The 26,823-nt window shown below is 46.4% G+C and carries 25 protein-coding genes; 17 read left to right on the top strand and 8 right to left on the bottom strand.

Annotated elements, in window-relative coordinates:
- Positions 1-2: 2 nt before the first annotated feature.
- Positions 3-692 (bottom strand): 16S rRNA pseudouridine(516) synthase RsuA, encoded by a 690-nt coding sequence (rsuA, locus tag IEY09_RS00770; RefSeq protein ID WP_037427857.1) that lies wholly within the window; start codon positions 690-692, stop codon positions 3-5.
- Between the two features lie 345 nt (positions 693-1,037).
- Between rsuA and IEY09_RS00765 the strand changes: the two genes are divergently transcribed.
- From IEY09_RS00765 to IEY09_RS00750, 4 genes are all read left to right on the top strand, one after another.
- Positions 1,038-3,122: a M13 family metallopeptidase gene (locus tag IEY09_RS00765; protein WP_169547137.1), complete on the top strand. Its 2,085-nt coding sequence runs from the start codon at positions 1,038-1,040 to the stop codon at positions 3,120-3,122.
- A 478-nt stretch (positions 3,123-3,600) separates the two neighbouring features.
- Positions 3,601-4,386, top strand: coding sequence for a RelA/SpoT domain-containing protein (locus tag IEY09_RS00760; protein ID WP_188869439.1), 786 nt, complete (start codon positions 3,601-3,603; stop codon positions 4,384-4,386).
- Between the two features lie 248 nt (positions 4,387-4,634).
- Entirely contained in the window at positions 4,635-5,042 is a 408-nt protein-coding gene (locus IEY09_RS00755) for an SMI1/KNR4 family protein (protein ID WP_011623923.1), read from the top strand.
- 41 nt (positions 5,043-5,083) lie between these two features.
- Positions 5,084-5,584, top strand: a complete 501-nt coding sequence (locus IEY09_RS00750; protein ID WP_011623924.1) for a DUF4447 family protein — start codon at positions 5,084-5,086, stop codon at positions 5,582-5,584.
- A gap of 70 nt (positions 5,585-5,654) precedes the next feature.
- Here the strand turns inward: IEY09_RS00750 and IEY09_RS00745 are convergent, their stop codons facing one another.
- Both IEY09_RS00745 and IEY09_RS00740 read right to left on the bottom strand, forming a co-directional pair.
- A complete protein-coding gene (locus IEY09_RS00745; RefSeq protein ID WP_144374929.1) occupies positions 5,655-6,284 on the bottom strand; it encodes a glutathione S-transferase family protein in 630 nt (209 codons plus the stop codon).
- Between the two features lie 117 nt (positions 6,285-6,401).
- Positions 6,402-8,987: a TonB-dependent receptor plug domain-containing protein gene (locus tag IEY09_RS00740; RefSeq protein ID WP_037422221.1), complete on the bottom strand. Its 2,586-nt coding sequence runs from the start codon at positions 8,985-8,987 to the stop codon at positions 6,402-6,404.
- Positions 8,988-9,190: 203 nt separating this feature from the next.
- Between IEY09_RS00740 and IEY09_RS00735 the strand changes: the two genes are divergently transcribed.
- The 4 genes from IEY09_RS00735 to IEY09_RS00720 all read left to right on the top strand — a co-directional run bounded on the left by IEY09_RS00735 (position 9,191) and on the right by IEY09_RS00720 (position 13,651).
- Positions 9,191-9,733 (top strand): PH domain-containing protein, encoded by a 543-nt coding sequence (locus IEY09_RS00735; RefSeq protein WP_047539409.1) that lies wholly within the window; start codon positions 9,191-9,193, stop codon positions 9,731-9,733.
- An 83-nt stretch (positions 9,734-9,816) separates the two neighbouring features.
- Positions 9,817-11,100: an Nramp family divalent metal transporter gene (locus IEY09_RS00730; RefSeq protein ID WP_188869437.1), complete on the top strand. Its 1,284-nt coding sequence runs from the start codon at positions 9,817-9,819 to the stop codon at positions 11,098-11,100.
- 130 nt (positions 11,101-11,230) lie between these two features.
- Positions 11,231-11,695, top strand: coding sequence for a YehS family protein (locus tag IEY09_RS00725; protein WP_055647712.1), 465 nt, complete (start codon positions 11,231-11,233; stop codon positions 11,693-11,695).
- A 267-nt stretch (positions 11,696-11,962) separates the two neighbouring features.
- Positions 11,963-13,651, top strand: a complete 1,689-nt coding sequence (locus tag IEY09_RS00720) for an NAD-dependent malic enzyme (protein ID WP_023268525.1) — start codon at positions 11,963-11,965, stop codon at positions 13,649-13,651.
- Positions 13,652-13,717: 66 nt separating this feature from the next.
- Here the strand turns inward: IEY09_RS00720 and IEY09_RS00715 are convergent, their stop codons facing one another.
- Both IEY09_RS00715 and IEY09_RS00710 read right to left on the bottom strand, forming a co-directional pair.
- Complete coding sequence (locus IEY09_RS00715) at positions 13,718-14,152, bottom strand: DUF3069 domain-containing protein (RefSeq protein WP_037422197.1); 435 nt, start codon at positions 14,150-14,152, stop codon at positions 13,718-13,720.
- A 23-nt stretch (positions 14,153-14,175) separates the two neighbouring features.
- Positions 14,176-14,703, bottom strand: coding sequence for a phosphatase PAP2 family protein (locus IEY09_RS00710; RefSeq protein WP_037422195.1), 528 nt, complete (start codon positions 14,701-14,703; stop codon positions 14,176-14,178).
- A 114-nt stretch (positions 14,704-14,817) separates the two neighbouring features.
- Between IEY09_RS00710 and IEY09_RS00705 the strand changes: the two genes are divergently transcribed.
- A complete protein-coding gene (locus IEY09_RS00705) occupies positions 14,818-16,758 on the top strand; it encodes a GGDEF domain-containing protein (RefSeq protein WP_051714211.1) in 1,941 nt (646 codons plus the stop codon).
- On the opposite strand, the gene IEY09_RS00700 is transcribed toward IEY09_RS00705, so the two are convergent.
- The gene (locus IEY09_RS00700) at positions 16,748-17,557 is read right to left on the bottom strand and encodes a substrate-binding periplasmic protein (protein WP_037422191.1); all 810 of its coding nucleotides are present in this window, start codon (positions 17,555-17,557) and stop codon (positions 16,748-16,750) included. The genes IEY09_RS00705 and IEY09_RS00700 overlap by 11 nt on opposite strands.
- Positions 17,558-17,719: 162 nt before the next feature.
- Here IEY09_RS00700 and queG point away from each other — a divergent pair, with 162 nt between their 5' ends.
- Positions 17,720-18,901 (top strand): tRNA epoxyqueuosine(34) reductase QueG, encoded by a 1,182-nt coding sequence (queG, locus tag IEY09_RS00695; RefSeq protein WP_037422189.1) that lies wholly within the window; start codon positions 17,720-17,722, stop codon positions 18,899-18,901.
- A 17-nt stretch (positions 18,902-18,918) separates the two neighbouring features.
- On the opposite strand, the gene IEY09_RS00690 is transcribed toward queG, so the two are convergent.
- A complete protein-coding gene (locus tag IEY09_RS00690) occupies positions 18,919-19,698 on the bottom strand; it encodes a TOBE domain-containing protein (protein ID WP_140906579.1) in 780 nt (259 codons plus the stop codon).
- A gap of 202 nt (positions 19,699-19,900) precedes the next feature.
- On the opposite strand from IEY09_RS00690, the gene modA reads away from it, so the two are divergent.
- The 6 genes from modA to IEY09_RS00660 all read left to right on the top strand — a co-directional run bounded on the left by modA (position 19,901) and on the right by IEY09_RS00660 (position 24,824).
- Entirely contained in the window at positions 19,901-20,686 is a 786-nt protein-coding gene (modA, locus tag IEY09_RS00685; protein WP_037422185.1) for a molybdate ABC transporter substrate-binding protein, read from the top strand.
- Positions 20,686-21,423 carry a molybdate ABC transporter permease subunit gene (gene modB, locus IEY09_RS00680; protein WP_051714210.1) on the top strand — a complete coding sequence of 246 codons (738 nt, stop codon included), beginning with the start codon at positions 20,686-20,688 and terminating at the stop codon, positions 21,421-21,423. The genes modA and modB overlap by 1 nt, the downstream gene beginning before the upstream one ends.
- The gene (modC, locus tag IEY09_RS00675; protein WP_188869435.1) at positions 21,417-22,502 is read left to right on the top strand and encodes a molybdenum ABC transporter ATP-binding protein ModC; all 1,086 of its coding nucleotides are present in this window, start codon (positions 21,417-21,419) and stop codon (positions 22,500-22,502) included. Before modB ends, modC begins: the two co-directional genes overlap by 7 nt.
- A gap of 254 nt (positions 22,503-22,756) precedes the next feature.
- On the top strand, positions 22,757-24,088 hold the full coding sequence (locus tag IEY09_RS00670) for a tyrosine-type recombinase/integrase (RefSeq protein ID WP_188869433.1): 1,332 nt from the start codon (positions 22,757-22,759) through the stop codon (positions 24,086-24,088).
- Positions 24,089-24,154: 66 nt separating this feature from the next.
- Positions 24,155-24,487, top strand: coding sequence for a hypothetical protein (locus IEY09_RS00665; RefSeq protein WP_188869431.1), 333 nt, complete (start codon positions 24,155-24,157; stop codon positions 24,485-24,487).
- A gap of 76 nt (positions 24,488-24,563) precedes the next feature.
- Positions 24,564-24,824, top strand: coding sequence for a hypothetical protein (locus IEY09_RS00660; protein WP_188869429.1), 261 nt, complete (start codon positions 24,564-24,566; stop codon positions 24,822-24,824).
- 69 nt (positions 24,825-24,893) lie between these two features.
- Here IEY09_RS00660 and IEY09_RS00655 read toward each other — a convergent pair whose 3' ends face one another.
- Positions 24,894-25,130: a helix-turn-helix domain-containing protein gene (locus IEY09_RS00655; protein ID WP_188869427.1), complete on the bottom strand. Its 237-nt coding sequence runs from the start codon at positions 25,128-25,130 to the stop codon at positions 24,894-24,896.
- A gap of 405 nt (positions 25,131-25,535) precedes the next feature.
- Between IEY09_RS00655 and IEY09_RS00650 the strand changes: the two genes are divergently transcribed.
- Positions 25,536-26,756, top strand: a complete 1,221-nt coding sequence (locus tag IEY09_RS00650) for a DNA cytosine methyltransferase (RefSeq protein WP_188869425.1) — start codon at positions 25,536-25,538, stop codon at positions 26,754-26,756.
- Positions 26,757-26,823 lie beyond the last annotated feature (67 nt).

The following is a 26,823-nucleotide window of genomic DNA, read 5'->3' as shown; positions in this document are numbered from 1 at the left end:
TGTTAAATCGAAGCGATTTCTTCGCTCGTCAGATAGCGCCATTCGCCTAGGGCAAGTTCGGAATCTAATTCAATTCTACCAATACTTTCACGATGCAAGCCAACCACATGGTTGCCCACCGCGGCAAACATCCGCTTTACTTGATGATACTTACCCTCGGTAATGGTTAAACGCACCAACTGTGGCTCAATGATTTCAAGCACCGCGGGTTTTGTCAGGCCGTCCTCGTTTCTAAGCTCCACTCCAGCGGCAAAGACGCCAATCAGACTCTCATCCACAGGCTCGGCTAACGTCACTAAGTAACGCTTGCCACAGTCTTTTTTGGGCGAAGTGATCCGGTGCGACCACTGGCCATCACTGGTGATAAGCACCAAGCCTGTCGTATCGGCATCTAAACGGCCAGCAATGTGTAATGTTTCAGGCTTTTCGATATCCAGCAAACTCAGTACCGATGGATAGGCTTCATCTATGGTCGAGCAAATCGTATCAACGGGTTTATTGAGCATAAGATAACGCTCACCAACGAGGGAAATAGGCTCGCCGTCGAGGCATACTTGCATCCCCTCAAGCACTTTAAAGCCTGAGTCTTTGACCACAACGCCGTCACAGGTAATCTCACCACGGTGTAAGGCTTTTTTAGCTAGGGAACGTGTAAGTGAGGTACTTTCACAGATAAATTTGTCTAAACGCACTTGATGACTCAACTTCAATAAATGAAAACTGACGTATTATGAGCCCAATCAATAAAAGGACAAAGCCTAAACTAAAACGACATCAGTGCGTCGGCGTAAATAAAATAAGTACATACTAACTCGGTAATGCTTGCATACGGTATGTTTGCTGCTTTTTAGGTCAATTTAAGTTATGGTAATTTTTAGTTACAACTGCCAGATAATAAATCCATCTTTAAAAGTGTAATCACCTTGTTTCGATTCCCACTAAAGCATTAACATACGTTGCATTGCGCCTGAAGCAATCCCATTTAGAACCCAAATAGCCCCAGATATGGGCACAATAACAAACTCGAAGGAAACGACATGAGAAAAGTACTCATTGGGGGACTGTGTGCCTCACTTATCGCGGGCCTTACTGCCTGTAATGACAAACCAGCACAAGTTAGCGCGCCCGAAACCGCTAAAACCGCCACAGCTGCCGCTGTCACTAAAGCATTGGGTTCTGGTATCGAATTTGAAAACTTTGATAAATCAGTACGTCCACAGGACGATTTCTATAAATATGTTAACGGTACTTGGCTAAAAAAATCTGAAATTCCAGCCGATCGCACTAGCATTGGAGCCTTCTACGATCTGCGTGAAAAATCCCGTGACGATGTCAAAGCGATTATCGAAGAAGTCGCAGCTACGCCAAACCTGGCCGAAGGCACTGACGAGCAAAAAGTGGCCGATCTTTATCGTTCATTTATGGACACTGCCACATTAAACAAACTAGGTGTAACGCCACTCAAAGGCGAGTTTGATGCCATCAACGCCTTAAAAGATAAAAACGAACTGGTTAAATACTTCGCCCATAGCCAGATCATGGGCGCAGGCACACCAATGGCTTTCTACATCGATATCGATGCAAAAAACTCTAGCCGTTACGCGACTCACCTGTATCAATACGGCCTAAGCCTGCCAGAAAAAGACTACTACTTTAACGAGTCAGAGCGTTTCGTTAATATTCGTAAAGCTTACCTTGCTCATATCGAAAAAATGTTCACGCTAGCAGGTCTTGCCAATCCCAAAGCCAGTGCAGAATCTATCCTCGCACTTGAAACCGCCATTGCCGCTAAACATTGGGATGTGGTTGAAACCCGCGATAGCACTAAATCCTATAACCTGTATCAAGTTAAAGATCTGCCAAGCTTAGCGCCAGATATCGACTGGACAGGCTACTTAGCGGCATTAGGTGCTGACAAACAAACCGATATTATCGTTAACCAACCAAGCTATATCCAAGGCCTGAACGAAGTCCTCAAAACGACCGATCTAGCAACTTGGAAAACCTACATGCAATGGCAAGTGCTGACCCACGCAGCGAGCAACTTGAGCGAAGACTTCGACAACGAAAACTTTGCCTTCTTCTCTAAAATCCTTAACGGTCAAGAAGAACAAGAGCCACGTTGGAAGCGCGGTGTTGCCGCAGTTAACGGCGTATTAGGTGAAGTGGTTGGTAAAGTCTACGTGAAGCGTCACTTCGCACCTGAAGCTAAAGAGCGTATGCAAGCACTGGTTGAAAACCTACGCGGCGCCTACGGCGACAGCATCAAAGATCTGACTTGGATGAGCGATACGACTAAACAAGCTGCGGCCGAAAAACTAGCAAAATTCAACCCGAAAATTGGTTATCCAAACAAGTGGGAAGATTACAGCAAGCTGACCATCAAAGCCGATGATTTGATGGGTAACGCGGTACGCGCAAGCGAAGTTGAGCACGCTAAGTCACTGGCTAAGTTAGGCGCACCAATCGATAAAGACGAGTGGCATATGACCCCACAAACGGTTAACGCCTACTACAACCCAACCATGAACGAAATCGTGTTCCCTGCTGCAATTCTGCAACCACCATTCTTCAACATGGAAGCGGATGACGCCGTTAACTACGGTGGTATCGGTGCAGTAATTGGTCACGAAATGGGCCATGGTTTCGACGACCAAGGTGCTAAGTTCGATGGCGATGGTAATATGCGTGACTGGTGGACAGCGAAAGACTTAGAAGAATTCTCTGCCCGTGGTAAGGCGCTGATTGCACAATACGATGGTTACTATGTGTTTGACGATCTGCACGTGAACGGCAGCCTGACCTTAGGCGAAAACATTGGTGACTTATCAGGCGTGACGATTGCTTACCGCGCGTACAAAAAGTCACTCAATGGTAAAGAAGCCCCAGTTATCGATGGTCTGACTGGCGACCAACGTTTCTTCATCGGCTTCACCCAAATTTGGCGTGCAAAAGCCAAAGAAGAAGCTCTGCGTAACCGCGTAGCGACAGATCCACACTCACCAGCGGAATTCCGCGCACTGGGTGCACTGTCTAACATGCCAGAGTTTTACACCACCTATGATGTGAAACCAGGTGATGCAATGTATATCGCGCCAGAGAAACGCGTAAAAATTTGGTAATGCCAAATTAATTCAAGATTGTAGTTAACGCGACATTATCATGAAAGCGCAATGGCGCCGCTCACAATAGCGGTGCCATTTTTTTAGGTGCGAAAAATGTGAACTTAATACCAATCACATTAAATATCTAATCAGTTCAGAGCCTCACAGGCATCTCAATCCAAGGCGCATTGACGCAGAAATGGTTATTCCCTTTTAAGTCAATGTAACACGGGAGTGAGATGCCTGTGAGGCTCCCGCAGGGCGGGGTTGAACGTGCTTTATACTGCGTTTAAGGCTTTCGACAGAGCGCCACTATGCCTTCAAGCCTTCGCCTTGTCTAAAGCCCGTTTAACTCCCGCTGAATGAACAGATATTTAATACGATTGGTATAAACCAAACATGAACAAGTCTTCATCATTGATTCAGCTTTAATTAAGCCACGTCAGCCTATGGTATCCCTGTGATGTGTATCACTCCCATAAGGAAGTAGGCCGTTATGAATAAGTTGTTTCGTACCTTTTTTATCTTTCTACTCTTATTATCGACCCGCACCGGTGTAGCCAATCCTCTAGATATCAATGACAGCAGAGCCGAACGTAGCAGCTATAGCGCAAGGCAAGCTCAAAGCCATGATCTGCAAGGGCTATATGCACTAAATACCCAAACCTTCGACACACCACGCCAATCTTTAAGCTGTTTAGATAAACTGTATTCAAATGCCCCTATTGCCCAAAATGAGCTAGGTAACTTATTGCAACGAGTCACTGCGGATACACAGGCGCAGGTGATTTTGCCCGACGTAAAAAGCTATCAACGCGCCGCCGAGAAGGTCGCCAGCAAATTTAAGGGGGATGCCAGCCAAATCACCGACCTTGCCCGCGCTAGCATCGTCAGTAACAGTATCTCCGAGCTGATGCAAAGCTATTACGCCTTAAGCGAGCAAGCTCAGGTCGTGAAACAGAAAAACCGTTTCGCCGAGCCTAAAGCCTCAGGTTATCGCGACCTTAACTTACTGGTGCGTTTGCCCGAAAGCGGCATGATTGCCGAGGTCCAGTTACACCTTAAGGATATTGCCGACATTAAAAGCGGCCCAGAACACAAGGTTTATGAACAGGTTCAGCAGATTGAAGCGAATGCGATAAAACAGCAACGTGCATTAAGTGAGTTTGAAACGGCACAAATCGCTAAGCGGCGCCAAGAGTCCCATAAGCTGTATCACAAAGCTTGGCTTAACTACAAACGCGTCGATGAAGGACTGCTGCTGACTAACTCAGTTGCTTAATCACCCGTTTGTTTAATCGCTTAACCGTTTAACGCTGTACCACTTCCACTGTTGCGCTGGCTATTTGTGAAAACAGATGCCAGCGCTTTTTTTACGGAGTCACACCAGACTTAGCCCAAAGCGTCACTGCTGCAAATACGCAAACAAAAGCCGAACTATCCCTACTACAAGCTCACAGCCCTTCCCTCGCATCCAGCCTTGTTTCCCTATATAATCCCGCGCCATAAGGCGACCCTTAAGGACATTCCATGCACGACATTATTGAGCAACTCCAAGAACGCAGCGAAACCGTACCTGTGCCACTCGAGTTACCGACATTCGAGCAGTTAGTGGAGGTTGAGGAACAGATTTTGATCCCGCTGCCACGGGAATTAAAGGAATACCTACTCCATGCCAGTGATGTGATTTATGGTGCGATTGAGCCTGTGACTGCAGCCGATCCCTATTCACACACCTATTTACCCGAAGTCACCTGCTATGCTTGGTCAATCGGCTTGCCGAGGGACTTAATCGCCATCTGCCAATTGGGCGATGACTTTTACTGTATCGATCAGGATGGCCAAGTTCACTTCTGGCAAAATGGTGACTTTACCGATACTTATTGGGAATCCTTCTGGGAATGGGTCGAAGATATTTGGCTCAAAAACAAATACTGATTTTACCGAGATTTTATTTTTATCAACTTGAGAACCGCATTATGTCTAAAAATATTGGCTTGAACGCCATCGAAATGAGCTACTTACGCCAATCACTCAGCCTCAGTGCGGCTCAAGTAGGACAACTGACCAATCACAGCGAAGCCGATGTATTAGCGTGGGAAAATGCTGAAACACAGGCCCCTGAACTGGCACAGAAAAAGCTGTTAGATCTCGACGATATTATCGAGATGCAAGTACTGAATACCACAGACGGCATCGAAGCCTTGTTTAAGAAAGAGCCTAAACGTCACCTAGCCTTCGTGGTGTATCCAACCCAAGCCGTTTACACCCAATATAATCCTGAATTTTTAAGCTCGCTGCCGTTAACTGAGCTGTACAACACCGCTGCATGGCGCATTAAGAAAGAATGTAAACTGGTGCTCGAAGTGGATGTTAGCTTAGTCAATCTCGATGTCGAAGCCTACAAGGCATTCCGTGAGCAAAATGGATTAAGCGAAAGCCGTGAAAGCCGCGCAAAATGGGCGGCGACTCAGCTATAAACGCAAAATAACTTAATCAAAAGGGCAGAAGTGAATCTTCTGCCCTTTTGATTTTAATGCCTAAATCAGATTAAGCCTGCGCCGCAGCAGCGACAGCATCCATTTTGGCCAACGCCGATTTACGCGAAGGACGCGCTGCAATTCTATCGCGATACGCCGCCAATTTAGGCGGGATCTGCTGCTCAAATAAAGTGCCCCACATCAATGTATGTGCCAGCAGAATATCGGCAACCGATAAGGTGTCGCCGAGTAAAAAGTCACTATCGGGTAGCATAGCTTCGGCCAAGGCCGCCGCCTTATTAAACTCCCACACAGCGCAGGGCATGATGGAAGGATGACGCTGCGCTTCCGGCAGCGCGAATTTATGCTTGCCTAGGGTCCATAGAGGCTGCTCGAGTTCGGTAATAATAAAGCTCACCCATTGATGATGAAGGCCAGATGCCGCACTTCCCGCTTCAGGTAACAACTTGCCAAATTTCTCCGCCAGATACAGGCAAATAGCCGCAGACTCAGACAACACAAGATTATCATCGGTTAACACAGGCACTTTGCCACAGGGATTGAGCGTTAAGAAAGCGGCGCTTCGGTGCTCGCCCTTATTCATATCCACAAACGAAAAGGCCCACTCGGCGCCTAACTCTTCTAGCACCCAGGCGACTCGTAATGCACGGCTGCGGGGCATGCCATATAAGGTGATCATATTAACGTCCTTTTAGTGATGACTGATTAACGAGAACGAAGATACACTGTGTCGCGGCAGAGTAACATACAAAAACGGCGCCGAAGCGCCGTTTCCAATGACTCAGCCAATGACTCGTTAGAAGTTCATTGTCAGCTTGGTGTAGATATAACGTCCCATAGGGTTGTGTACAGAAATCACATAACCATAGAGGTCGGTATCGCCGTCACCAATCGCAAATGGTGGCTCTTCATCGAACACGTTGTTCACGCCTAATGTCAGCTTAAACATCTCGTTGAAACGGTAACTGCCTGACATATCAACTAATAACTGTGCATCCACCATACGAGACTTGTTAGTTTCGAAGTCTAACACGCCGTCAAAGTCGATATCTGGAGTATCTTCAAACTCACCGATATAACTCAGGTTTACGTTGGCGGCGAAGTTATCCATGGTCCAGTTCGTGGTGAGCAACCAGCGATGTTGTGGGAACTTGTACTCGCCAGTGTAATCGAGACCGTCTTTTTCGAAGTTATGTAAGTAGCTGTACTCTAGACCAAACTTCAAATCACCAAAGTTATCTAACTCAAGACCATAGTGGGTTGACAGGTCAACACCCTGCACATCCTGCGAGCTTAAATTGATAAAGCTTGAGTGAATAATGCTGATAGGACCTAAGGTTTGACCCACTTGCGGTGCTAAACGCTCACACACAGTACTGTTTTGATCATTACAGTTTGCGGTGTAAATATCACCCAATGGCTGCTTATCGATCTTGTTATCTTGAGTAATGCTGTAAACATCGAATCCGATATCAAACTTCTGGCTTGGTGCCCAAATCATCCCCAAGTTCCATGTTTCTGACTCTTCGGCATCCAACTCAGAGTTACCTTGGAATTCAGTGTTGTAGTCGAGCGCTTCACAATCCACACCATCGGCGGCGCAGCGATAAGTATCGATAAAGAAGCTACTTTCGCGAGATGGGCCTAAACCGATTTGTGCTAATGAAGGTGCACGGAAACCCGTTGACCAAGAACCACGGCTCGTCAGCTCATCGGTAATCCCCCATTGGAACGCCACTTTAGGGTTAGTGGTTGAACCAAAATCGCTGTAGTGGTCATAACGACCCGCAAGTTGCAGCTCAAAGTTATCCGTCACTGGAATAGAGAACTCCACATAACCCGCGTATTGGTCACGAGAGGCCGCCGCAGAAACCGCTTCGGTACCGAAAATCAGCCCACGTTGGAACTGTTCATCCGGCACGTCGCTCACGCTTTCTTCACGGTATTCTACACCCGCTGCCATCATAATATCGCGGTCCGCCAGCGTGAACGCTTGACCCGAAATGTTCGCCGCATATGAAGTCATGCTCGATAAACCTTGGCGGACAAGGCTAGTCGTGATGGCATCAATCACATCCTGTGAGTTCATCGTGCCACCAAAAGGATTGTAGCGGCCTGCATCGATCTCAGCTTGTAGATAATCGGTTCTGACCCAACCTTGGCTACGATCGCCGGTTTGCATCGATTCACTGCGACCGCGTTGTACCGAGGCTTCCCAATCCCAAGTTTTGATAGTGCCACGTAATCCAGCAACTAAACGCAGGGTATCAGACTCAATATCCCAACGGCGTGCGCCCGCATCCACAGTACGGAAACGACCGATTTCAATATCTTTGCCCCAAGGATTATTAGGGTGGGTACCCGGTACAGTTAAGGCCGCATCTTCATCCAGAGGTGTGGGCGCACCACCCGCAATAGAGGAGTTATGTTGCGCCGCTAACTCGAGGAAAGCAGTCAAATCGTCATTGAAATGGTAATCGAATTGACCAATAGCCCCGATACGTTCAGCTTCAGGGATCACTAGGTTGTAAGGGCCGTAGTCGAATAGACAACTGCCACTAGCTGTTGCGCGATCGGGCGGACAGGATGGGTCGATAGTCTTCACGCCATCAACATAAAAATAACCGGGGAAACCACGGGAAGAACGAAAATCCTCACCACCATAAGGACTTTGATCCGCAGTGCCAAAACGGCCTAAATCGGTCGCTGACAGCGTTTCGTTTTTAAAGTAATCAAGAATAATAGATGCACTGCCCTTTTCGGATTTGGTTCCCCACACAACACTCGCCGTGGTTTCATCGTAACCCGTACCAGGGGTGTCGCCGTAACCTAAGTTAACCTCAATCCCTTCGATGTCTTTTTTCAAGACAATGTTGACTACGCCCGCAATCGCATCGGAACCGTAAATCGCCGACGCACCATCTTTCAGAATATCTATTCGCTCAATCGCTGAAACCGGAATGTTGTTAATGTCGACGAAGGAGTTAGTGATACCTTCAGCAAAAGCACTTGCCGCGACACGACGACCGTTGATCAATACCAGAGTGGCGTCAGGGCCTAAGCCACGTAAACTGATCGAGGCTCCGCCGTTTGCGGTCGAGTCTTGGCTGTTACCACGCGTAGAGAAAGCACCTGCACCGTTCGCAGGCATCCGCTCTAGTAACTGCTGCAGGTTGTCAAACCCCATGTTAGCAATATCTTCTTTGCCGATGGATTGTATCGGCGACGGTCCCTCAATATCGGTACGCTTAATACGAGAACCCGTCACTTCAATACGTTCAACTTTATCAGCACCATTTTCAGCTGCATAGCTAACATTCGGGGCAAACGCCATTGCGATCGCGATAGCACAAGCATTGGGTAGAATCTGAGGTCTTTTCATTTGCATTCCCTAACTTTAGTATTGTTGGAATTAATTTACTTTAATTCAACTTTTTATTAACAACATTCAAGGTAATGTGTTGTGAAACAAAGTCAATGGCCCACTGAAAAAAGTTAAACTTTTGTTACTAATAAAAACCATGTATTTTTCAGCACAAACATCTCAAGATAGTTAACAACTCACTGCATAAAATAGGGACGAAAATGCAAGAACAAACGATTCATGAAGCCGAATTTGAAGCCAACTTAGGCATGTATTGGTTACTCGCTGGGGCCGCTTACTTCACCCTAAGCATTGTAGGTATACCTTTGTTATTGCTTTGGTTTCCTCTTGGCTTATGGGGGACGCGTCGCTATATCAACAATATGAGCGCGCGTCTCACCAGCAAAAAACTTATTGTGCGTAGAGGCATATTAACCCGCACCGAAAATACCGTTCCCTTAGATAAAATCACCGATATCGCCTTAATCCAAGGTCCCATAATGCGCCTAATGGGATTACATAAACTCACAGTCGAAACTGCTGGACAATCGGGAACGGGTGCCTTAATCAGTCTAGTGGGCATAGTCGATGCCCCTAGTTTTAGAGCACAGATTTTGGAGCAGAAGGAGCGCTTGAGTGACAAGCATCCACAATCTGAAGCATTACCAGCTACAAACGATAATGCGCTACTCGGCCAGCTTGTCGAAATAACCGCCAGTTTAAAACGTATCGAAGGCTTACTGGCATCCAAACACGATGCTTAACAGTTAATTCGATCCAAATTTAGAATGTATGCATTAATATCAAACAGATAAATTTTCACCGATAAGGAAGTACGCACCACGCCATGGACAACTCTGAAGTTAAACCACTCTCCATCAATTGGACTGCACAGCTCGCCCTTGGCATAAAAGCCATGGGACCGGGAGTGTTGATGGCCGCCGCCGCGATTGGGGCTTCACATTTAGTATCATCCACTCGCGCCGGCGCAGAATTTGGTTGGCAATTGGCTTGGGTCATTCTTGGCGTAAATTTGCTGAAATACCCCTTCTTTGCCGCAGGTGCGCGTTACACCGCCGCCACGGGCGAAAGTTTACTGCATGGATATCTTAAGCAAGGTCGGGGTTATCTATGGCTATTCACAGGCCTCAATGTGATAGCCTCTATCGCCAGTACTGCGGGTGTGTGCATGTTAACTGCCGCTATGCTCACCCAGTTTATCCCATTACCTATTGATGTATTGGCGCTGTTGGTGCTAATAAGCTCACTGTTGTTATTGATTTTAGGTCACTATTCATTGTTGGACAGGCTAACTAAGATCATCATGTTTACCCTGACACTCACCACATTAATCGCCGTCGCCTTGGCATTTGATCATATGAAACCGCTAGCAAGCCAGTTTATATCCCCCTCACCTTGGCAGTGGGTCCATGTAGGATTTTTAGTCGCCATGATGGGCTGGATGCCAGCGCCGATTGAAGTCAGCGCATGGAATTCCTTGTGGTTGCTGGAAAAACAAAAGACTTCGCCGGTAACACCATCACAAGCTCTGCTCGATTTTAACTTAGGCTATATCGTCACCGCCCTGCTGGCAGTGGTCTTTCTGGCCTTGGGCGCCCTGGTAATGCATGGCAGCGGCGAACATTTTTCTGAATCGGGTGCCCAATTTGCAAACCAGTTAATCAACTTATATAGCCAAGTCATGGGCGGTGAAAGCCGCTATTTAATTGGCATAGTGGCATTTTTATGTATTTTCAGCACCACTGTCACCGTCATCGATGGCTATAGCCGGACCCTAAACATGGGCTGGCAACTACTCATTCGCGCAACAGTCACCGAAGTCCAGTCGGATAAACGCCTGACAGGTATCATGCTCAGTGTCAGTGCGTTAGGATTGTTATTAATCCTGTTTTTTAAGGGCGCACTGCTGCCATTACTGGAGTTTGTGATGATCTTGGCCTTTATGACCACAGTGGTCTTTGCATGGTTAAATTATCGTCTAATGACCAGCAGCCAACTCCCAGAAGCTGACCGCTACGGCACAAAAATGAAATGCCTCTCTTGGATAGGCTTAAGTTATTTACTTATTTTTGCCGTACTTTTTATTTACTGGTACTGGGTAAAGGCCTAGCAGGTGTTCAACGCTAGCGTGATATTAATGATTAACACCACAAATACCGCTGAATCCTGCATCTTCAGGTTGTTTGGGTATATACTATCTGCTCTTAAACCAGACTGCGCAGCCGCGCCTAGAGATGACCATGATAAACAATGATATTTTGCGCCGTTTGCGCTTCGTATTCGATTTTAGCAACGCCAAAATGATTAAGATTTTTGCCAAAGTGGGTAGAGAAGTCTCCACCGAAGAGATAATTAACTTACTGCGCAAAGAAGAGGAAGAAGGTTATAAAGCCTGTAACGATACCACCCTATGTCAGTTTTTAGATGGTCTAATCATCGAAAAGCGTGGTCTACGTGAAGGTGCTGAAATTCCTAAACCAGTATCAAAATTAAACAATAACTTAATCTTCAAAAAATTACGTGTTGCCCTCGAAATGCGTGAGGAAGATATTGTGGCCACCCTAGCGCTCGCCGAAGTGCAAATGTCTAAATCTGAATTAAGTGCCCTGTTCCGCAACCCGGACCATAAAAACTTCAAAGCCTGTGGCGATCAGATCCTGCGCAACTTTATCCGTGGCTTATCGCTAAAATACCGCGGAGTCTAATGTTTCTTCCGCTTAAAATAACAAACGCAGCCTTGGCTGCGTTTTTGTTTTTATCTCGCCGTTAAACAAGCTTTCGCTTGGCAGATGTATTTACAATCAATTAACAGAACTCTGTTTTAAACAGTAAGAATTGCCTGTGCTGCAAAAAAAGCCACAAATAGCGCACGACACAGGCAACAAAGATCACATTTCGTGATAACCTTACGTGACCTATAGCACGTCTCAAGCACGTACCGAACCACTTAAACAATAACTCAAAGGTTACCCATGGACGATAATAAACGCCCCCTCTATCTTCCGTTTGCAGGACCTGCCATTCTTGAAGCGCCATTGATTAACAAGGGCAGTGCATTTTCTGAAGAAGAGCGTATTTTCTTTAACCTCGAAGGCTTAGTACCCTATGCCATTGAAACTATTGAAGAACAAGCATCGCGCGCCTACGATCAGTTCAGAAGTTTCAATAACGATCTCGATAAGCACATTTATCTGCGCAACATTCAAGACACCAACGAAACCCTGTTTTATCGTTTAGTGCAAAATCATATCAGCGAAATGATGCCAATTATCTACACCCCAACGGTAGGTTTGGCCTGTGAGCGCTTCTCGAAAAACTATCGCCGTAACCGTGGTCTGTTCATCTCCTACCCAAACAAAGACAGAATTGACGACATCCTCAATAACTCAACTCGCCAAAAAGTAAAAATCATCGTTGTGACCGACGGTGAGCGCATCTTAGGCTTAGGCGACCAAGGTATTGGTGGCATGGGGATCCCGATTGGTAAATTGTCACTGTACACCAGCTGTGGTGGGATCAGCCCCGCATACACACTACCCATTACCTTAGACGTAGGTACCGATAATCCACAGTTGCTGGAAGATCCGATGTACATGGGTTGGCGCCATCCACGTATTGGCGGCGAAGAGTATGCCGAGTTTATCGAAGCCTTTATGCAAGCCGTGCATGTACGTTGGCCAGATACACTGATCCAATTCGAAGATTTTGCCCAAAAGAATGCGATGCCAATCCTTGAGCGTTATAAGGATCGCTACTGCTGTTTTAACGATGACATTCAAGGCACCGCCGCTGTGACTGTGGGTTCATTACTCGCCGCCTGTAAAGCCGCGGGCACTGAACTTAACAAACAACGAGTTGCCTTCTTAGGTGCGGGTAGCGCGGGCTGCGGTATTGCCGAAGCCATCGTTGCGCAAATGGTGTCTGAAGGGATCAGCGACGAGCAAGCCCGCAGCCAAGTCTGCATGGTTGACCGTTGGGGTCTGCTGCTCGACAACATGCCGAACCTGTTGCCATTCCAACAAAAATTGGCTCAAAAATGTGCCGATATCAGCAACTGGAATAACTTCAGCGACAATATTTCACTGCTCGATGTGGTCAATAACGCTAAGCCAACGGTACTGATTGGCGTATCGGGCGCACCGGGTTTGTTTACCGAAGAAATTGTTCGTGCCATGCATAGCCACTGCGAACGCCCAATTATCTTCCCACTGTCAAACCCCACCAGCCGTGTTGAAGCGACGCCAAAAGACATTCTGCACTGGACGTCTGGCCAAGCCTTAGTGGCAACGGGTAGCCCGTTCGAACCTGTGGTTGTTGATGGCGAGACCTATGAAATCGCGCAATGTAACAACAGCTTTATCTTCCCAGGCATTGGTTTAGGTGTACTCGCCTCGGGTGCCCGCCATGTCTCCGATGCGATGTTAATGGCATCGAGCCGCGCGCTCGCCGAATGCTCACCGTTAGCCATTAATGGCTCAGGGCCACTCCTGCCAAAGCTGGAAGATATTCACTCAGTGAGTAAGCATATTGCCTTCGCCGTCGGTAAAGTAGCGATTGAACAAGGACTATCCTTGCCTGCGAGTGATGAGCTGCTGATGCAATCTATCGAAGATAATTTCTGGAAGCCAGAGTACCGCCGTTATAAGCGTACTTCTTTCTAATTTCAGACATTATTCCAATAAAAAGCCCGTCAATCGACGGGCTTTTTATTGGGTAAAACTCACAGCTTAAGGCGCCATCACCTGTTTAAAGCTATTGAGCATAGAGCGATCGGTGCGGGCCTTTTTCAACTTACGCAGGCTTTCTTTGAGCGACTCATCGGCCAAACGGGTAAATATCCCGTTGTATTCCTTCTCGTTAATCGCTTCGTCCGTATCCGCCTGCTCAGAAATCTCCTGTGCAACACGGCTGAGTTGCAACCAAGCATTAGCGATATAAAAACCATGGAATTCAGCCTGTGGCATTAAATTACGCGCACTGGCGGGTAACGCATCCCACGCTTGGCTAAATTTAGTTTCTCTGTCTTCTAACAGCTCGGCACATAAACCTTGATAGGCCGCTAATAGGCTCTCGGGCAATTTCGCCATAGGTAACACTTTATTGGCAACATTGTAAGAAATGCGCTCGGCAGTTTCGCGATACTCAACTGATACTTCAGCCATAATGACTCTCTTTTATAAACAACTTAAAATTGACCGCTAATATATAAACCATAAACCCCATTATGGGCTAACGGTGTCACTGTGATCCCTTTATAGGGCTCAGTAAAATACCAACCCGCCAGTGCACCAATCGCAGCGCCGGCGAGGACATCTTCTAAATAGTGCTTATCGCTCTCGACTCGGGTATAACCCACATAAGTCGCAGCAAGATACGCCGGCAGACCATATTGCCAGCCATAACGCTGCTGAATAAACGTGGCTGCCATAAAACTATCCGAGGTGTGTCCGGATGGGAAAGAATCATCACTACTGCCATCGGGTCTATCCTTATTGACACCCAGCTTAAGCCCTTCGACTATGACTCGGCTCGAGACTGCTGCTTTAAGTAATTGCCATGAGCCTTCATTACCCTCTTCATAGAATAGGGTCGCGCCCAAAGCCGTCGCCGGCAGGAGTAAATGAACCACATCGCCCGAGGTCTCGATATCATCCGAGTTTGCCCAACTCGCTCCCGTGAACAGTAACAGTGCGGCACAGAGTAATTTTTTCAAGGGTTTTCCTTATTGGGTGAGATCCAAGGCGACGTTTATACCTTGATAGCGGAATGAATGCAAAAATTGCCAATACACAATGTAAACAATTAGTGAAAAACTTATGTTAGGATAATAGTTAGCTATCTGTTTCAAAGTGAACAGGAAATCTATCTCTTGCGATATTGCCGACGATTCTTTGCCATAGCACTACTCCTCTTCACTGGGCAAGCATACCTAGCTTTAGCTGAAGAGCCGCCACAGGTCGAACAAATATTCAAATTATTTGATAGCGGCGAGACAATGTCCCGTGAAGCCATCGAGAAAAATATTGCTTTACTAGAGCAGTACATCTCAAGTGATGATATAGAACGTATTGAAAAACTGAACCAAATCAAGTGCTGGAGCCAACCTTCAGATGATGAAGGCCAAATAACTAACGCGCTTAATTATGCCGAGCAAATGCTCTCACATATTCCATCTACCGCTTCGGCCCATTTTATTACCGATATAACCCTTTGCCATGCTTGGTTTTTACAGCTAAGTGGTGATATTAGCGGAGCTATGGAAGGTTATAATAAAGGCGTGAAAAGCGCATACGCGCATGAAGATATAAAACTCATTGCCGATGCCCGCAGTCTTCGTGGAGCACTACACTCCTATATTGGTGACTTTTCAGAGGCATTAGACGATCTTGTCACCGCCCAAGGGCTTTATGAATCATTAAATCTCACAGGCTGGGCCAATATAAACTTGACCGATATTGCCACCAGCTTTAGACGCTATGGCGACCCTGAAAGCGCAATAAAATACTATCAAAAACTCAAAGAGTTATATTTAAAAAATGGCAATATGGATCAAGTTGCTGGTGTAACTTCAGATATTGGACTCGCCCTAGATGAAATAGGGGAGCATGAGCAAGCAATAGAGAACTTTCGCTTTAGTTACCAATATTTTAAAGATCACAAGTACAAGCTTGTGGCTGCAATAAATGCAACGAATATTGCCTACAGTCTTATTCAATTAAACCGGTTACAGGAAGCGGAAAACTATTTAAAGGAGGCTGCACTCGACATTACAGAGAAAGAGCCCGGAGCTTATAGTTTTATGAAGCTGTTTATGGCAAAAATCCTTTTTCAACAAGCTCTTTACCCAGAGGCGCTAACTGAACTAGCCTCAGCCGAAAATGCTTTTCGGACCATGCATAATGACCGTGGTCTTGTTCAACTGTTACAACTCAAGAGTGATATCTATGCTGCGATGGGGGACTTACAGCAAGCCTACTATACTCTGCAGCAATTTGTTGATCTAACGAAGAAAGTTGATAACAACTCCACGGCTCACCAGACAACGGAATTAAAAGTAAAATTTGATACCAGTAGGATCGAATCTGAAAACAAGCGATTGATTGATAACCAAAAATTAAAAGAGCAAGAATTAGCCTTGCTCGAAAAAAATAAGTCACTACAGCTTATCATTCTGCTGTTGACGGGCTGTATTTTGGGCATAGTGTCGCTATTTGCCTATAAGCAAGTGCACAGAAACCGCCAACTACAAACCATCGCCTTAACCGATTATCTCACCCAATTGCCTAATCGCAGGCATATATATGCCCAAGCAGAACAGTATTTTCAGCAAGCGATTAAACAGCAAATGCCTTTTTCGATCATCATCTTCGATGCCGATCATTTTAAAAAAATCAACGATAACTTCGGCCACGAAATTGGCGACCAAGCACTTTTAACCATAGCCCAGGCCTGCAAAGAATTTGCCGCGGACCGCAATCAAGTCGGCAGGATCGGCGGTGAGGAGTTTTTGATCTTATTACCCAATACCAGCGCTGAACGCGTTTGGGAGCTGGCCCATGAATTACAAAGCTTAATCAGCCGTTACGGCACCATTAATTTACCGGAAGAGTTAAAACTGACCGTCAGTGCAGGAGTTGCCACCTTATGTCCAGAGACAAAGCCTCAAGATGAAAGCTTTGCCCGTTTACTGAAACGGGCAGATAGCGCGCTGTACGAAGCCAAAAATGCCGGAAGAAACTGTGTTAAAGCTGCAGAACTTACCTGCTAGCTGAATTATTTTTACGCCAAAAAATCTGATTGTCGAGGGGGGGCTGCAGTGCGCCAAACCATTTTTGATAGACCTTTGCAAACTCCCCTGACTCTTTTAGCTTTTCTAACTCAACTTGCCAACGCTGCACAGTCTCGGCAGGTGTCCCCTTCGAGAAAGCAAGATAAAGATGGATTTCAGCGATAATATAAACAGGTTTAATAGCCGACTCCTTCGCCCCAACATCTTCAAGTATATGCTTTACCGCCAGATCAGCCTGACACCAGAATCGTATCCGCGAAAACAACAGCTGTTTAGCCGATTGCTGTGGAAAACTTGCCACTAAGAGGGCATTAACTCCCTGCTGTTGCAACAGTTGTGCCCCCACAGACTCTCGATACACACCAACGATTCCCGCCGTATTCACATCTAACAAGTGATTGATGCTGATAGGATCGTCCGCTCTGGTGTAAAGAGTAATGTTGCTAGTCGCGATGGGGCCAATAAAATCAAAATTGGCTTCCCGCTCATCGCTAATAGATGTCGCAAACAGCAGCACATTTGCCGTTGTACTCGCGATCGAATACGCCCGCGCCCAAGGCAATACTTCAATTTTTTCTTGCTGTCCAAGGCGAGCTTGCAGCATATTCACCAGTTCCACCCCAAAACCAGTGGGTACACCATCTTGCTCAAAACTCATAGGCGGCCAAGCTTCTGTGACTAAACGCACTGGAGCGGCTACCGCAAAGCTTAGCCCTGAATAACCTAAGCTCACACCTAATAACAATCGATAGCAGTACTTGGAAATGGCGGATAACATAGGCAAGGCCGAAGGGGAGGTTAATCTTAATCATAGATCTAATTTACGCACAGAAGAAAGTAACAATTGCTGTTTGGCTTAAATCCCCGAAACACTAAACTCGTCCGTAGCGGCTTAAAACTGCTATCATAGAGCCATCTTATTAAGTTCAACGCAGCTTCCATGTCAACCACAGCAACCTCTCCCGCCAATATTCCCGACGCAGCAACACTTAGTCGTCTTGCCATGCAAATCAAGAACTGGGGAAAGGCGCTCGGTTTTGCCCAAATAGGGATTTGTGACACCGATTTAACCGCGGAAGAAGCTAAGTTGGAAGCGTGGTTAGATAAAGGATATCACGGAGAAATGGCCTACATGGCTACCCATGGCATGATGCGCGCTCGCCCCCATGAATTGCATCCAGGCACAGTTCGAGTGATTTCAGCACGGATGGATTATTTGCCACCGGAGGCGGGCTTTGCCACTAACTTAGCTTCACCGAATATGGGCTATATCTCGCGTTATGCGGGCGGCAGGGATTACCACAAACTCATCCGTGCCCGCTTAAAAAAGCTGGGCGATCAAATCAGTAGCGAGCTTGTCGCCTTGGGGTTTGATGCCGCCGACTTTAGGCCCTTTGTCGATTCTGCCCCTGTGCTGGAACGTCCACTCGCCGAAAAAGCTGGCATAGGTTGGACAGGTAAGCACTCACTTATCCTTAATCACGATGCCGGTAGCTGGTTCTTCCTCGGAGAATTGCTGATCAACCTGCCCTTACCCGTAGACATTCCGATTCAAGAAGACTGCCACACCTGCGTGGCCTGCATCACCTCCTGCCCGACAGGCGCCATTGTTGAGCCTTATACCGTGGATGCTCGGCGCTGTATTTCTTATCTAACAATCGAATTGCAGGGTGCCATTCCAGAAGAGTTTCGCCCTTTGATGGGCAATCGCATTTACGGTTGTGATGATTGTCAGTTGGTGTGCCCGGTCAATCGCGAAGCACCACTGACCCTGGAGAGTGATTTCCATATTCGGCCTAAGCTCAAGCAGCCAGAACTGCTTACCTTATTCGCTTGGAGCGAAGCCGAGTTTCTCAAACAGACCGAAGGCAGCGCTATTCGCCGTATTGGTCATCAGCGCTGGCTACGCAATATCGCCGTAGCACTCGGCAATGCGCCGAGTTCGCCACAAATCATTGCCGCCCTCGAGCAACGTAAAGCCCAAGCGGATATCGATGATATGGTGAAAGAACATATCGATTGGGCCCTAGCGCGGCAACATGCGGGCGGCTCACAAGCCAATAACCGAAAAACCGAACGACTGGTTCGGGTCATTCAAAAAGGCCTGCCACGGGATGCCTAGCATCCTTGCTGCATGCTTTAATTCATACTGGCAACAATCACTTGCGTGGCATCAAAACAGGCAAAGCATGGCTCGCCTACTTTGAGCGTTTGAATATCGGCCAATGGCATCACCGAATAGATAATCTCTTTACCGCCAATTTCTATGGCTAGTTCAGCCTTATCGGCAAGTTCAGTCACACTCAGTAAGTGCCCACTGACGCAGTTTTGCCCAATGCTCTGGCAGGCATAACGACTGGCCGTCACTGCGGGTGCCTTAAACAACAATAAAATCGATTGGTCCAAGGCTAACTGCAGACGCTCAAAACTGGCATGGGTCACTGAGATTTGGATCTGTTGCCCCCCCGCCAATGTCACCTTCAGGCTGTCATTCAAACCGAGTGACTCAATGCTGTGGATACGCCCCGTTAACTGGTTGCGGGCACTGGTTTTAAGGGAGAAATGCGCCATCACATCCAACAAACTGTGCATATCGACCGAATCATCCAGCAACGCTGACAGGGCCATTTCCTGCACCTGCGAGGTGATGGAATACACCTTAAGTAAACGCTCACCAAACTCGGTCAGTTTGGCGCCACCACCGCCCTTACCACCCTTTTCGCTGCTGACGACGGGCTCGGGCATAGTGGTGTTCATCTCGTTTATTGCATCCCACGCGGCCTTATAGCTGATCCCCGCCAACTTAGCGCCCTGGCTGATAGACCCAGTATTAGCCACTTGGCGTAGCAAAGCTATCCGCCGAGGATTGGCGAAGGGTTTATCCCCCAATGACAATGTCAATAGTGCGTGTAAGTCCATGTTCCTGCGCGCCTTAGCTTAAGTGAATGCTATTGTCCCCGATCAATCTTGAGATACCAATACGTACGGTCGGAATTCTCCGCCGAGGTATTAGCGTTTTCGCCAATAAACCGAGCCGAGATCACTAATTTACGCATCGGGACTTGAACGATCGATATATAGATTGGTATATAACGATCACTTTTTATCACGGAGGAACACCATGAGCTCGCTCAAACACTTTTTACGCTTTACCACAGCCTCAGTCGTTGGCTTAGCCCTCAGTTGCAGCATCAGCTTTGCCGCAGACCAAGAACAAGTAACGGTTTTTGCCGCCGCATCCCTCACGAATGCGCTTAATGAGATTGGCCAGCAGTACGAAAAGGAACATCAAACGAAAGTGATTTTCTCCTTCGCCTCCTCCTCAACACTCGCCAAACAAATCGCTAATGGTGCGCCCGCCGATCTGTTTATCTCCGCCAACCAAAAATGGATGGATTACCTCGTCGAGGCCAAGGCGGTCAATGCCAATAGCCGCATTACCCTGTTAAAAAATACCTTAGTGCTGATTGCCGAAAAGAATAGCCCAGTAGACCAAATCACCCTAAACAGCGATTGGGATATTAAGGCCGCGGTCAATGGCAGCCGCTTAGCGGTGGGCGACCCTGATCATGTCCCAGCCGGACAATACGCCAAGCAAGCGCTTGAAAACCTGAATCTTTGGAAAACCGCCGAGCCACTGCTGGCGAGAGCAAACAATGTCCGCGCCGCTTTAGCATTAGTGGAACAGGGCGAAGCCCCGCTCGGTATCGTGTACTCGACCGATGCCAAAGTCGCGCAAAAGATTAAAATTGTGGCAACCTTCCCCGCCACCAGCTATAGCCCGATTGAATATCCCAGCGCCTTAACAAAGCAGGAATCCACCGCCAGCGCTAAAGACTTTAATCAATACCTTCAAAGCTCAAGTGCAAAAGCAGTATTTGAAAAATATGGCTTTGGAGTGAACTAGTGCTGAGTGATGTTTTAGTAAGTGGCTCGCTGTTTGACGGGCCACTCCTCAGCGAATACGAAACCACCGCGCTACTGCTGAGCCTCAAAGTCTCGGCGGTTGCCGTGCTCGCCAGTTTACCCTTAGGCATTTTATGCGCTTGGTTGTTGGCACGCGTAGAGTTCCCCGGTAAGGCTGTCTTCGACAGTCTCCTGCATCTCCCGCTGGTGTTACCACCAGTGGTGGTGGGTTACCTGCTGCTCATCAGCATGGGGCGTCAGGGCGTAATCGGACAATGGATCTATAACTGGTTTGGCGTAAGTTTTAGCTTTAGCTGGCGCGGCGCGGCACTCGCTGCCGCAGTGGTCTCCTTTCCTTTAATGGTCAGAGCCATACGTCAGTCCTTCGAAACCGTCGATATTCGCCTCGAACAGGCGGCGCGCACCTTGGGAAGCAGCCGCTGGCGGGTATTTTTGACCATCACCCTGCCGCTCACCTCGCCCGGAATAGTGTCGGGAATGATCATCGCCTTTGCCCGCAGCCTAGGGGAATTTGGCTCGACAATTACCTTCGTCTCCAATATTCCCGGCGAAACTCGCACCATTCCGCTGGCCATGTATTCCTTTATCGAAACACCGGGGGCGGAATATCAGGCAATGCGCCTGTGTATCATCTCGATAGTGATAGCGCTGGCCTCCTTACTCGCCTCCCAATGGCTCACAAAAAAAGCCCTCAAAAGAACGGCAAGCGTATGTTAAACATCAATATTGAAAAACAACTCGGCCAACTACAACTTAAGGTGAACACCCAGTTACCTTTACAGGGCGTCACCGCCGTATTCGGCCGCTCAGGAGCGGGCAAAACCTCCTTAGTGAATTTACTCGGCGGATTAACCACGCCAGACAAAGGCGAGATTAGCCTTGGTGATATGCTGTTGTTTAAACATAAAACCGTTAATCTGCCCCCTGAAAAACGCCGAATTGGCTATGTCTTTCAAGAAGCGAGATTATTTCCCCATTACAGTGTGAAGGGCAATCTCACCTATGGAATGCGCTATAAAGCACCTGAATTGTTTGATAAAGTTGTCTCGCTACTGGGTATAGAAAAACTTTTAAGCCGCTATCCCAGCACACTGTCTGGCGGTGAAAAACAACGGGTCGCCATTGGCCGAGCCCTACTCACCTCGCCGCAAATGCTATTGATGGATGAGCCCTTAGCTTCCCTCGATTTACCCCGAAAACGCGAATTGCTGCCTTACCTACAAACCCTAGCGCAGGAATTGAAGCTACCAATCGTCTATGTGAGCCACAGCTTGGATGAAATCCTACAACTTGCCGACCATATGTTGGTGTTGCATCAAGGAAAAATGATCGCCCAAGGACCGCTAACACAGGTATGGAATAGTGAACAGATGCGCCCCTGGGTACCATTGCAGGAATTAAGTTCACTGCTGAGCGCCAGAATCGCCGACAGACATCCTGATTATCCAATGACCAGACTGTTGATGGATGACGGCAATCAGCTCTGGGTCAGCGGCCAATTACCGCCCACCCATAAACAGTTAAAGGTGCGCATTCAAGCGAACCATGTTTCGGTTTGCACAGAGGAACCTAAAGGCTCGAGTATTCGTAATTTACTAAGAGGAAACATAAAAGAGCTCTACCCCAGCGATAATGGCGAGCAAATTCAGCTAAAAATTGCCCTTGGCAAAGAAGAACTGTGGGCCAATATCACCCCATGGGCTTGTGACGAGTTACAACTCGCTCCAGGAAAGGCTATCTATGCCCAAATCAAAGGCGTGACTATGACACAAATGGATATTGCCGAGTCCCACTAAGTTGCATGTTTGAAGCAAATTTAAGACACAAAAAAACCGACTCTAGGTCGGTTTGAGTCCCTTTGAAAGGGATGGTACCAGAGGACGGACTCGAACCGTCACGCTTTTAAGGGCGGCGGATTTTGAAAAGATAGTGTTTTATTTCTTATCAAAACTCAAATTTTTAGGTATTATTTTTCAGTAAGTTATCAAAAATTAGCTTGTGCTAATATCAACTTTGCAAATTCTTTGCAAAAACACCTCAGACACTGACCATGAGCAAACAACTCGAACGACACGATATCTCAGACGAATTATACGTCTATAAGCAGGACAATAGCGAGCGTTGGTACGCGCGGATTAAAGTTGCTGGCAAGTGGATTGCCAAAGCCACAAAGCAAAAGGAAAAAGAGAAAGCCATAGCCATGGCTCTCCGCCTACAAATGGAATTTGGGATATTGCAGGAACGTGGCCTTTTTGTTAGCTCCAAACGTTTTCGCGATGTAGCAGAAAAAGCCATTAGTGCCATGAAAGTTATTATCAAAATCGATACCGAAAAGAAAAATAAGACAGACAAAGACAAAGACAAAGACAAAGACAAACAGAATCCAAAAAAGCACAAGCTAACAACCTACATTCAGGTACTCCGCAAGTACCATATCCCCTTTTTCGACCGCACTTACATCACCTCTATCGACAGCGATAAGCTACGTGAATTTGATAAATGGCGAATAGAGCATTTCGGCCGTGAGCCAGCAAAATCGACGCTACTGAACCACAATGCTGCCATGCAGTTAGTATTCAAAGAAGCGGTAGACCAGAAATGGATGCTAGCCGCTCAAGTGCCGTCCCTATCGACTAAAGGTGCTGAGTCACAACGACGCGCACACTTCACACCAGAAGAGTATGAAAAAGCCTTTGATGCCGTGGTTGCCTTGGAGGAAAACAGCCGTAAAGAAAAGACCAGACAAATCCGTGAATTGCTAATCGATTATATGGAATTTGCAGTCTACACAGGTATCAGGGCTGGTACTGAAATGGATAATTTAACGTGGGGCGATATCCGCTTCCAGACCAACGGCACTGCCGTTCATTTATTTATTACCGTCACCAAAGGCAAAACCATAAAGCATACTGGGACTCGTGAGATTGTGTGTCGTGAAGAGGTTCTGTCGAGCTTACAATCATTACGCGAACGATTCCCAAACCGGAAACCCACAGACAAGCTCTTCCGTTTAGCCGATGGAAACACAACTAACGAGCTAACGAAGACCTTTGAAAAGGCGTTGAAAAACGCAGGTTTAAAGAACTCCCCACATGGTGATAGGTCGCTTTACTCCTTACGCCACAGCTATATCACTTGGCAACTCTTAGCGGGGGTGAATATGGAAGTCTTGGCTAAACAATGTGGTACTAGTGTTGCGATGATTGAAAAGCACTACAGCCATGTAATCCCTAAGATGTTCAGTAAAGAGTTATCTGGTGTTGACCTCGGTGAAGTAACAGTCAAAAAATCGATTAGAAAACGCAGTGAAAAGCACCTTAATATATTGAAAGAAAAATATAAAGAGTGGGAAATGCACTACAAAAAAGTGGGTTGTATCTAAACCAAATAGCATTTAACTTGGCCTCAATCACTTAACATTCATAGCTTACAAATTTAGGAGCTTAAAATGACACTATATAAACGCGAGTTTGGTGAAAGCTTTAATTTAGGCTTTGACCATTCCGAATTCCCTTGGTTGGTTGATAAGAGTTGGCACAATGATGTCTGCCCTAGCTTTACTTTTAAAGCAGGTTCCCAGTACCTAGTCCTTTGGGTGGACTATGAAGAACCTGATAGCCGCGAACTTGGGCAAGAGCGCTATGTCGTAATGACAGCCACCAATGAAGGAACAGATACTGAGCCAGAAATATACGCAGATGAAGGGAGCGAAGTGGTACTGGCAACTGAAAGCCCATCAGAATTAACGGCGTATCTGAGACAATTAGCCACGGCACATTAATCTTGGGCACACAATCCAGATGAATTTCGCGCAGGCTATTGCAAGCATTTGAATCCAAATGAAGTATAGGAATAATATGATGAATAAATTTGAGTTAGGCGCTGAAGGTGTTGGTGATGTACCAGACTATCTGGCACAAGAGGGATTGGAATCAGCGGTTCTTTACTTTGAGGAAAACGATTTAGACCCCGCTGAATGTTATGCGGCCTACAAGCAGGCTCCGGATTCTGAGCTGGGTCAGGCTTGGTACGCTGCCGAGACCGAAGCCAATAGAGTTCTCCAAGGAAATAAAAGGTATGATAACTCAATGATTGTGTTAACTAATGAGTTGGCTTAACAACGTCACTTTGGTACTACGTATTATCTGAAATGCTGGCCGCCTATGAAAGTGACTCAAACTGAGCAGCTATGACCTCTGTTTAATCAGTTCATCATGTAACCTACGGATAAACTCTTCAGAAGTCACGCCTAGTGCGCCAATAAGCCCTTCAAGCGAATCAAGGGTGATGTTACGAATGGAGCGTTCAACTCCCGAAATGTAGGTGCGATCAATACCAGATTGCCTTGCCAATTGTTCTTGGCTTAACCCAGCCTCATTGCGCAATTGCCTTAACGTTACCGCTGTTGCCAGTTTAATACTCATAGTCAGTCCTACACATAACAATAGACAGGATGCTCCCAAATCTTTGCCTTAGGCGCAACCGACTATGAGTCACATACCACACCAGAACTGAACTAATGCAATGTAATCCCAAAGATATTCAGTAAGGAGTTGTTTGGTTTTGAGATCTTTGGAGTAACATTTAAAAGATTAATTATGAGAAACTAATAAATCAAAAGTCATTTTCACAATCACTATAATGTCAAATAATATCAATTACATAAGACTACCCCCAACTCCATCTGTCAACACAGAACTCAAAAGCGATACAAAAGTGGTGCAACTGAAGAGCTCACTAATGTAAGATCGAAAAACTCTTTTGATTGCACTTTATCTCCGATATTTACACTTCTCATCTGAAGCAAGAATAAACACAAGATTATGAAAATGAGCAATAGCATTAAAATTCAAAACGCTACAAGTCAGACAGTCTCAGTATCAGATGATAATTCTAAGTTTAGATGTGTCGACTTCTTTGCTGGGAGCGGCCTTGTATCTGAAGCAATCAAAGCTGAATTCGAAACTGTGTGGGCAAATGACATTTGCGAAAAAAAGCAAAAAGTTTTCATTGCCAATCACAACCCTGCTGTATTTCACCTTGATTCAATTGAGAAAGTTAGTGGTATGGATTTACCAGAACATGAGCTTTCATGGGCGAGCTTTCCCTGCCAAGATTTGTCTTTAGCTGGACATATGAATGGGATTCAGAGCAGCCGAAGTGGGATGGTTTGGGAGTGGTTACGCATAATAGATGAAATTCCACAAAAACCTCCTATCGTAGTGGCTGAGAATGTGGTTGGTTTAGTGTCTTCGAAACAAGGAGAGCATTACGTTGCGCTTCACAACTCCTTATTGGCTAGAGGGTACAATGTTGGCGCAGTCATGCTCGATGCTGAGAATTGGGTTCCACAATCCCGTCCAAGAGTTTTTGTGATTGGTATCGATAAGAACATCCCTCTCGACGGGTTTATTAGTGATGGTCCAAATTGGGCTCATTCAAAGGCCATTATCAATGTTTCAACAAAAGTCCAAAACTGGATATGGTGGAACTTAACCCCTCCGACGAAGCGAACAATTGGATTAGATGCTCTAATCGAGATAGACCTACCTTTCGATTCAGAAGAAAAAGTAAAACATAACATCAGCTTAATCCCTGAAAACCATATGGCCAAACTAAAAGACGCCATTAGCAAAGGTCATACTGTTTTTCCTGGTTATAAAAGAATTAGAAATGGTAGGCAGGTATTAGAAATTCGCTTTGATAATGTAGCTGGATGCTTAAGAACGCCATCAGGGGGTAGTAGTAGGCAATACCTCGTAATTTATAGAAATGGTGAATTAGGTACACGACTACTATCAATAAAAGAGACGGCAAGACTGATGGGGGCAGGTGATACTTATATCATCCCTGGCACATACAACCAAGGCTACAAAGCGATGGGTGATGCAGTAGCTGTACCCGCCGTTAGCTACCTAAGTAAGCATCTTCTCTTACCTTTAGCAGAAAAGACGAATGCATACTTCATTGCCAATCAGAATGAGATGAGAAAGGATTATTTAAATGCGATTTCAAAATTAGATCAGAAGATAAACAAACTGGCAGGTTAAATTTCACCCAGTCACACTTTATCGTGCCCAAAACATGCAATTTTGTATCTAAAATCATAAATATCCT

It is taken from the genome of Shewanella xiamenensis, assembly GCF_014647135.1.
GTDB classification, from domain to species: Bacteria; Pseudomonadota; Gammaproteobacteria; order Enterobacterales; family Shewanellaceae; genus Shewanella; species Shewanella xiamenensis.
Note: the sequence above shows the minus strand (reverse complement) of the source record. Positions and strands in the feature narration are given on the sequence as shown.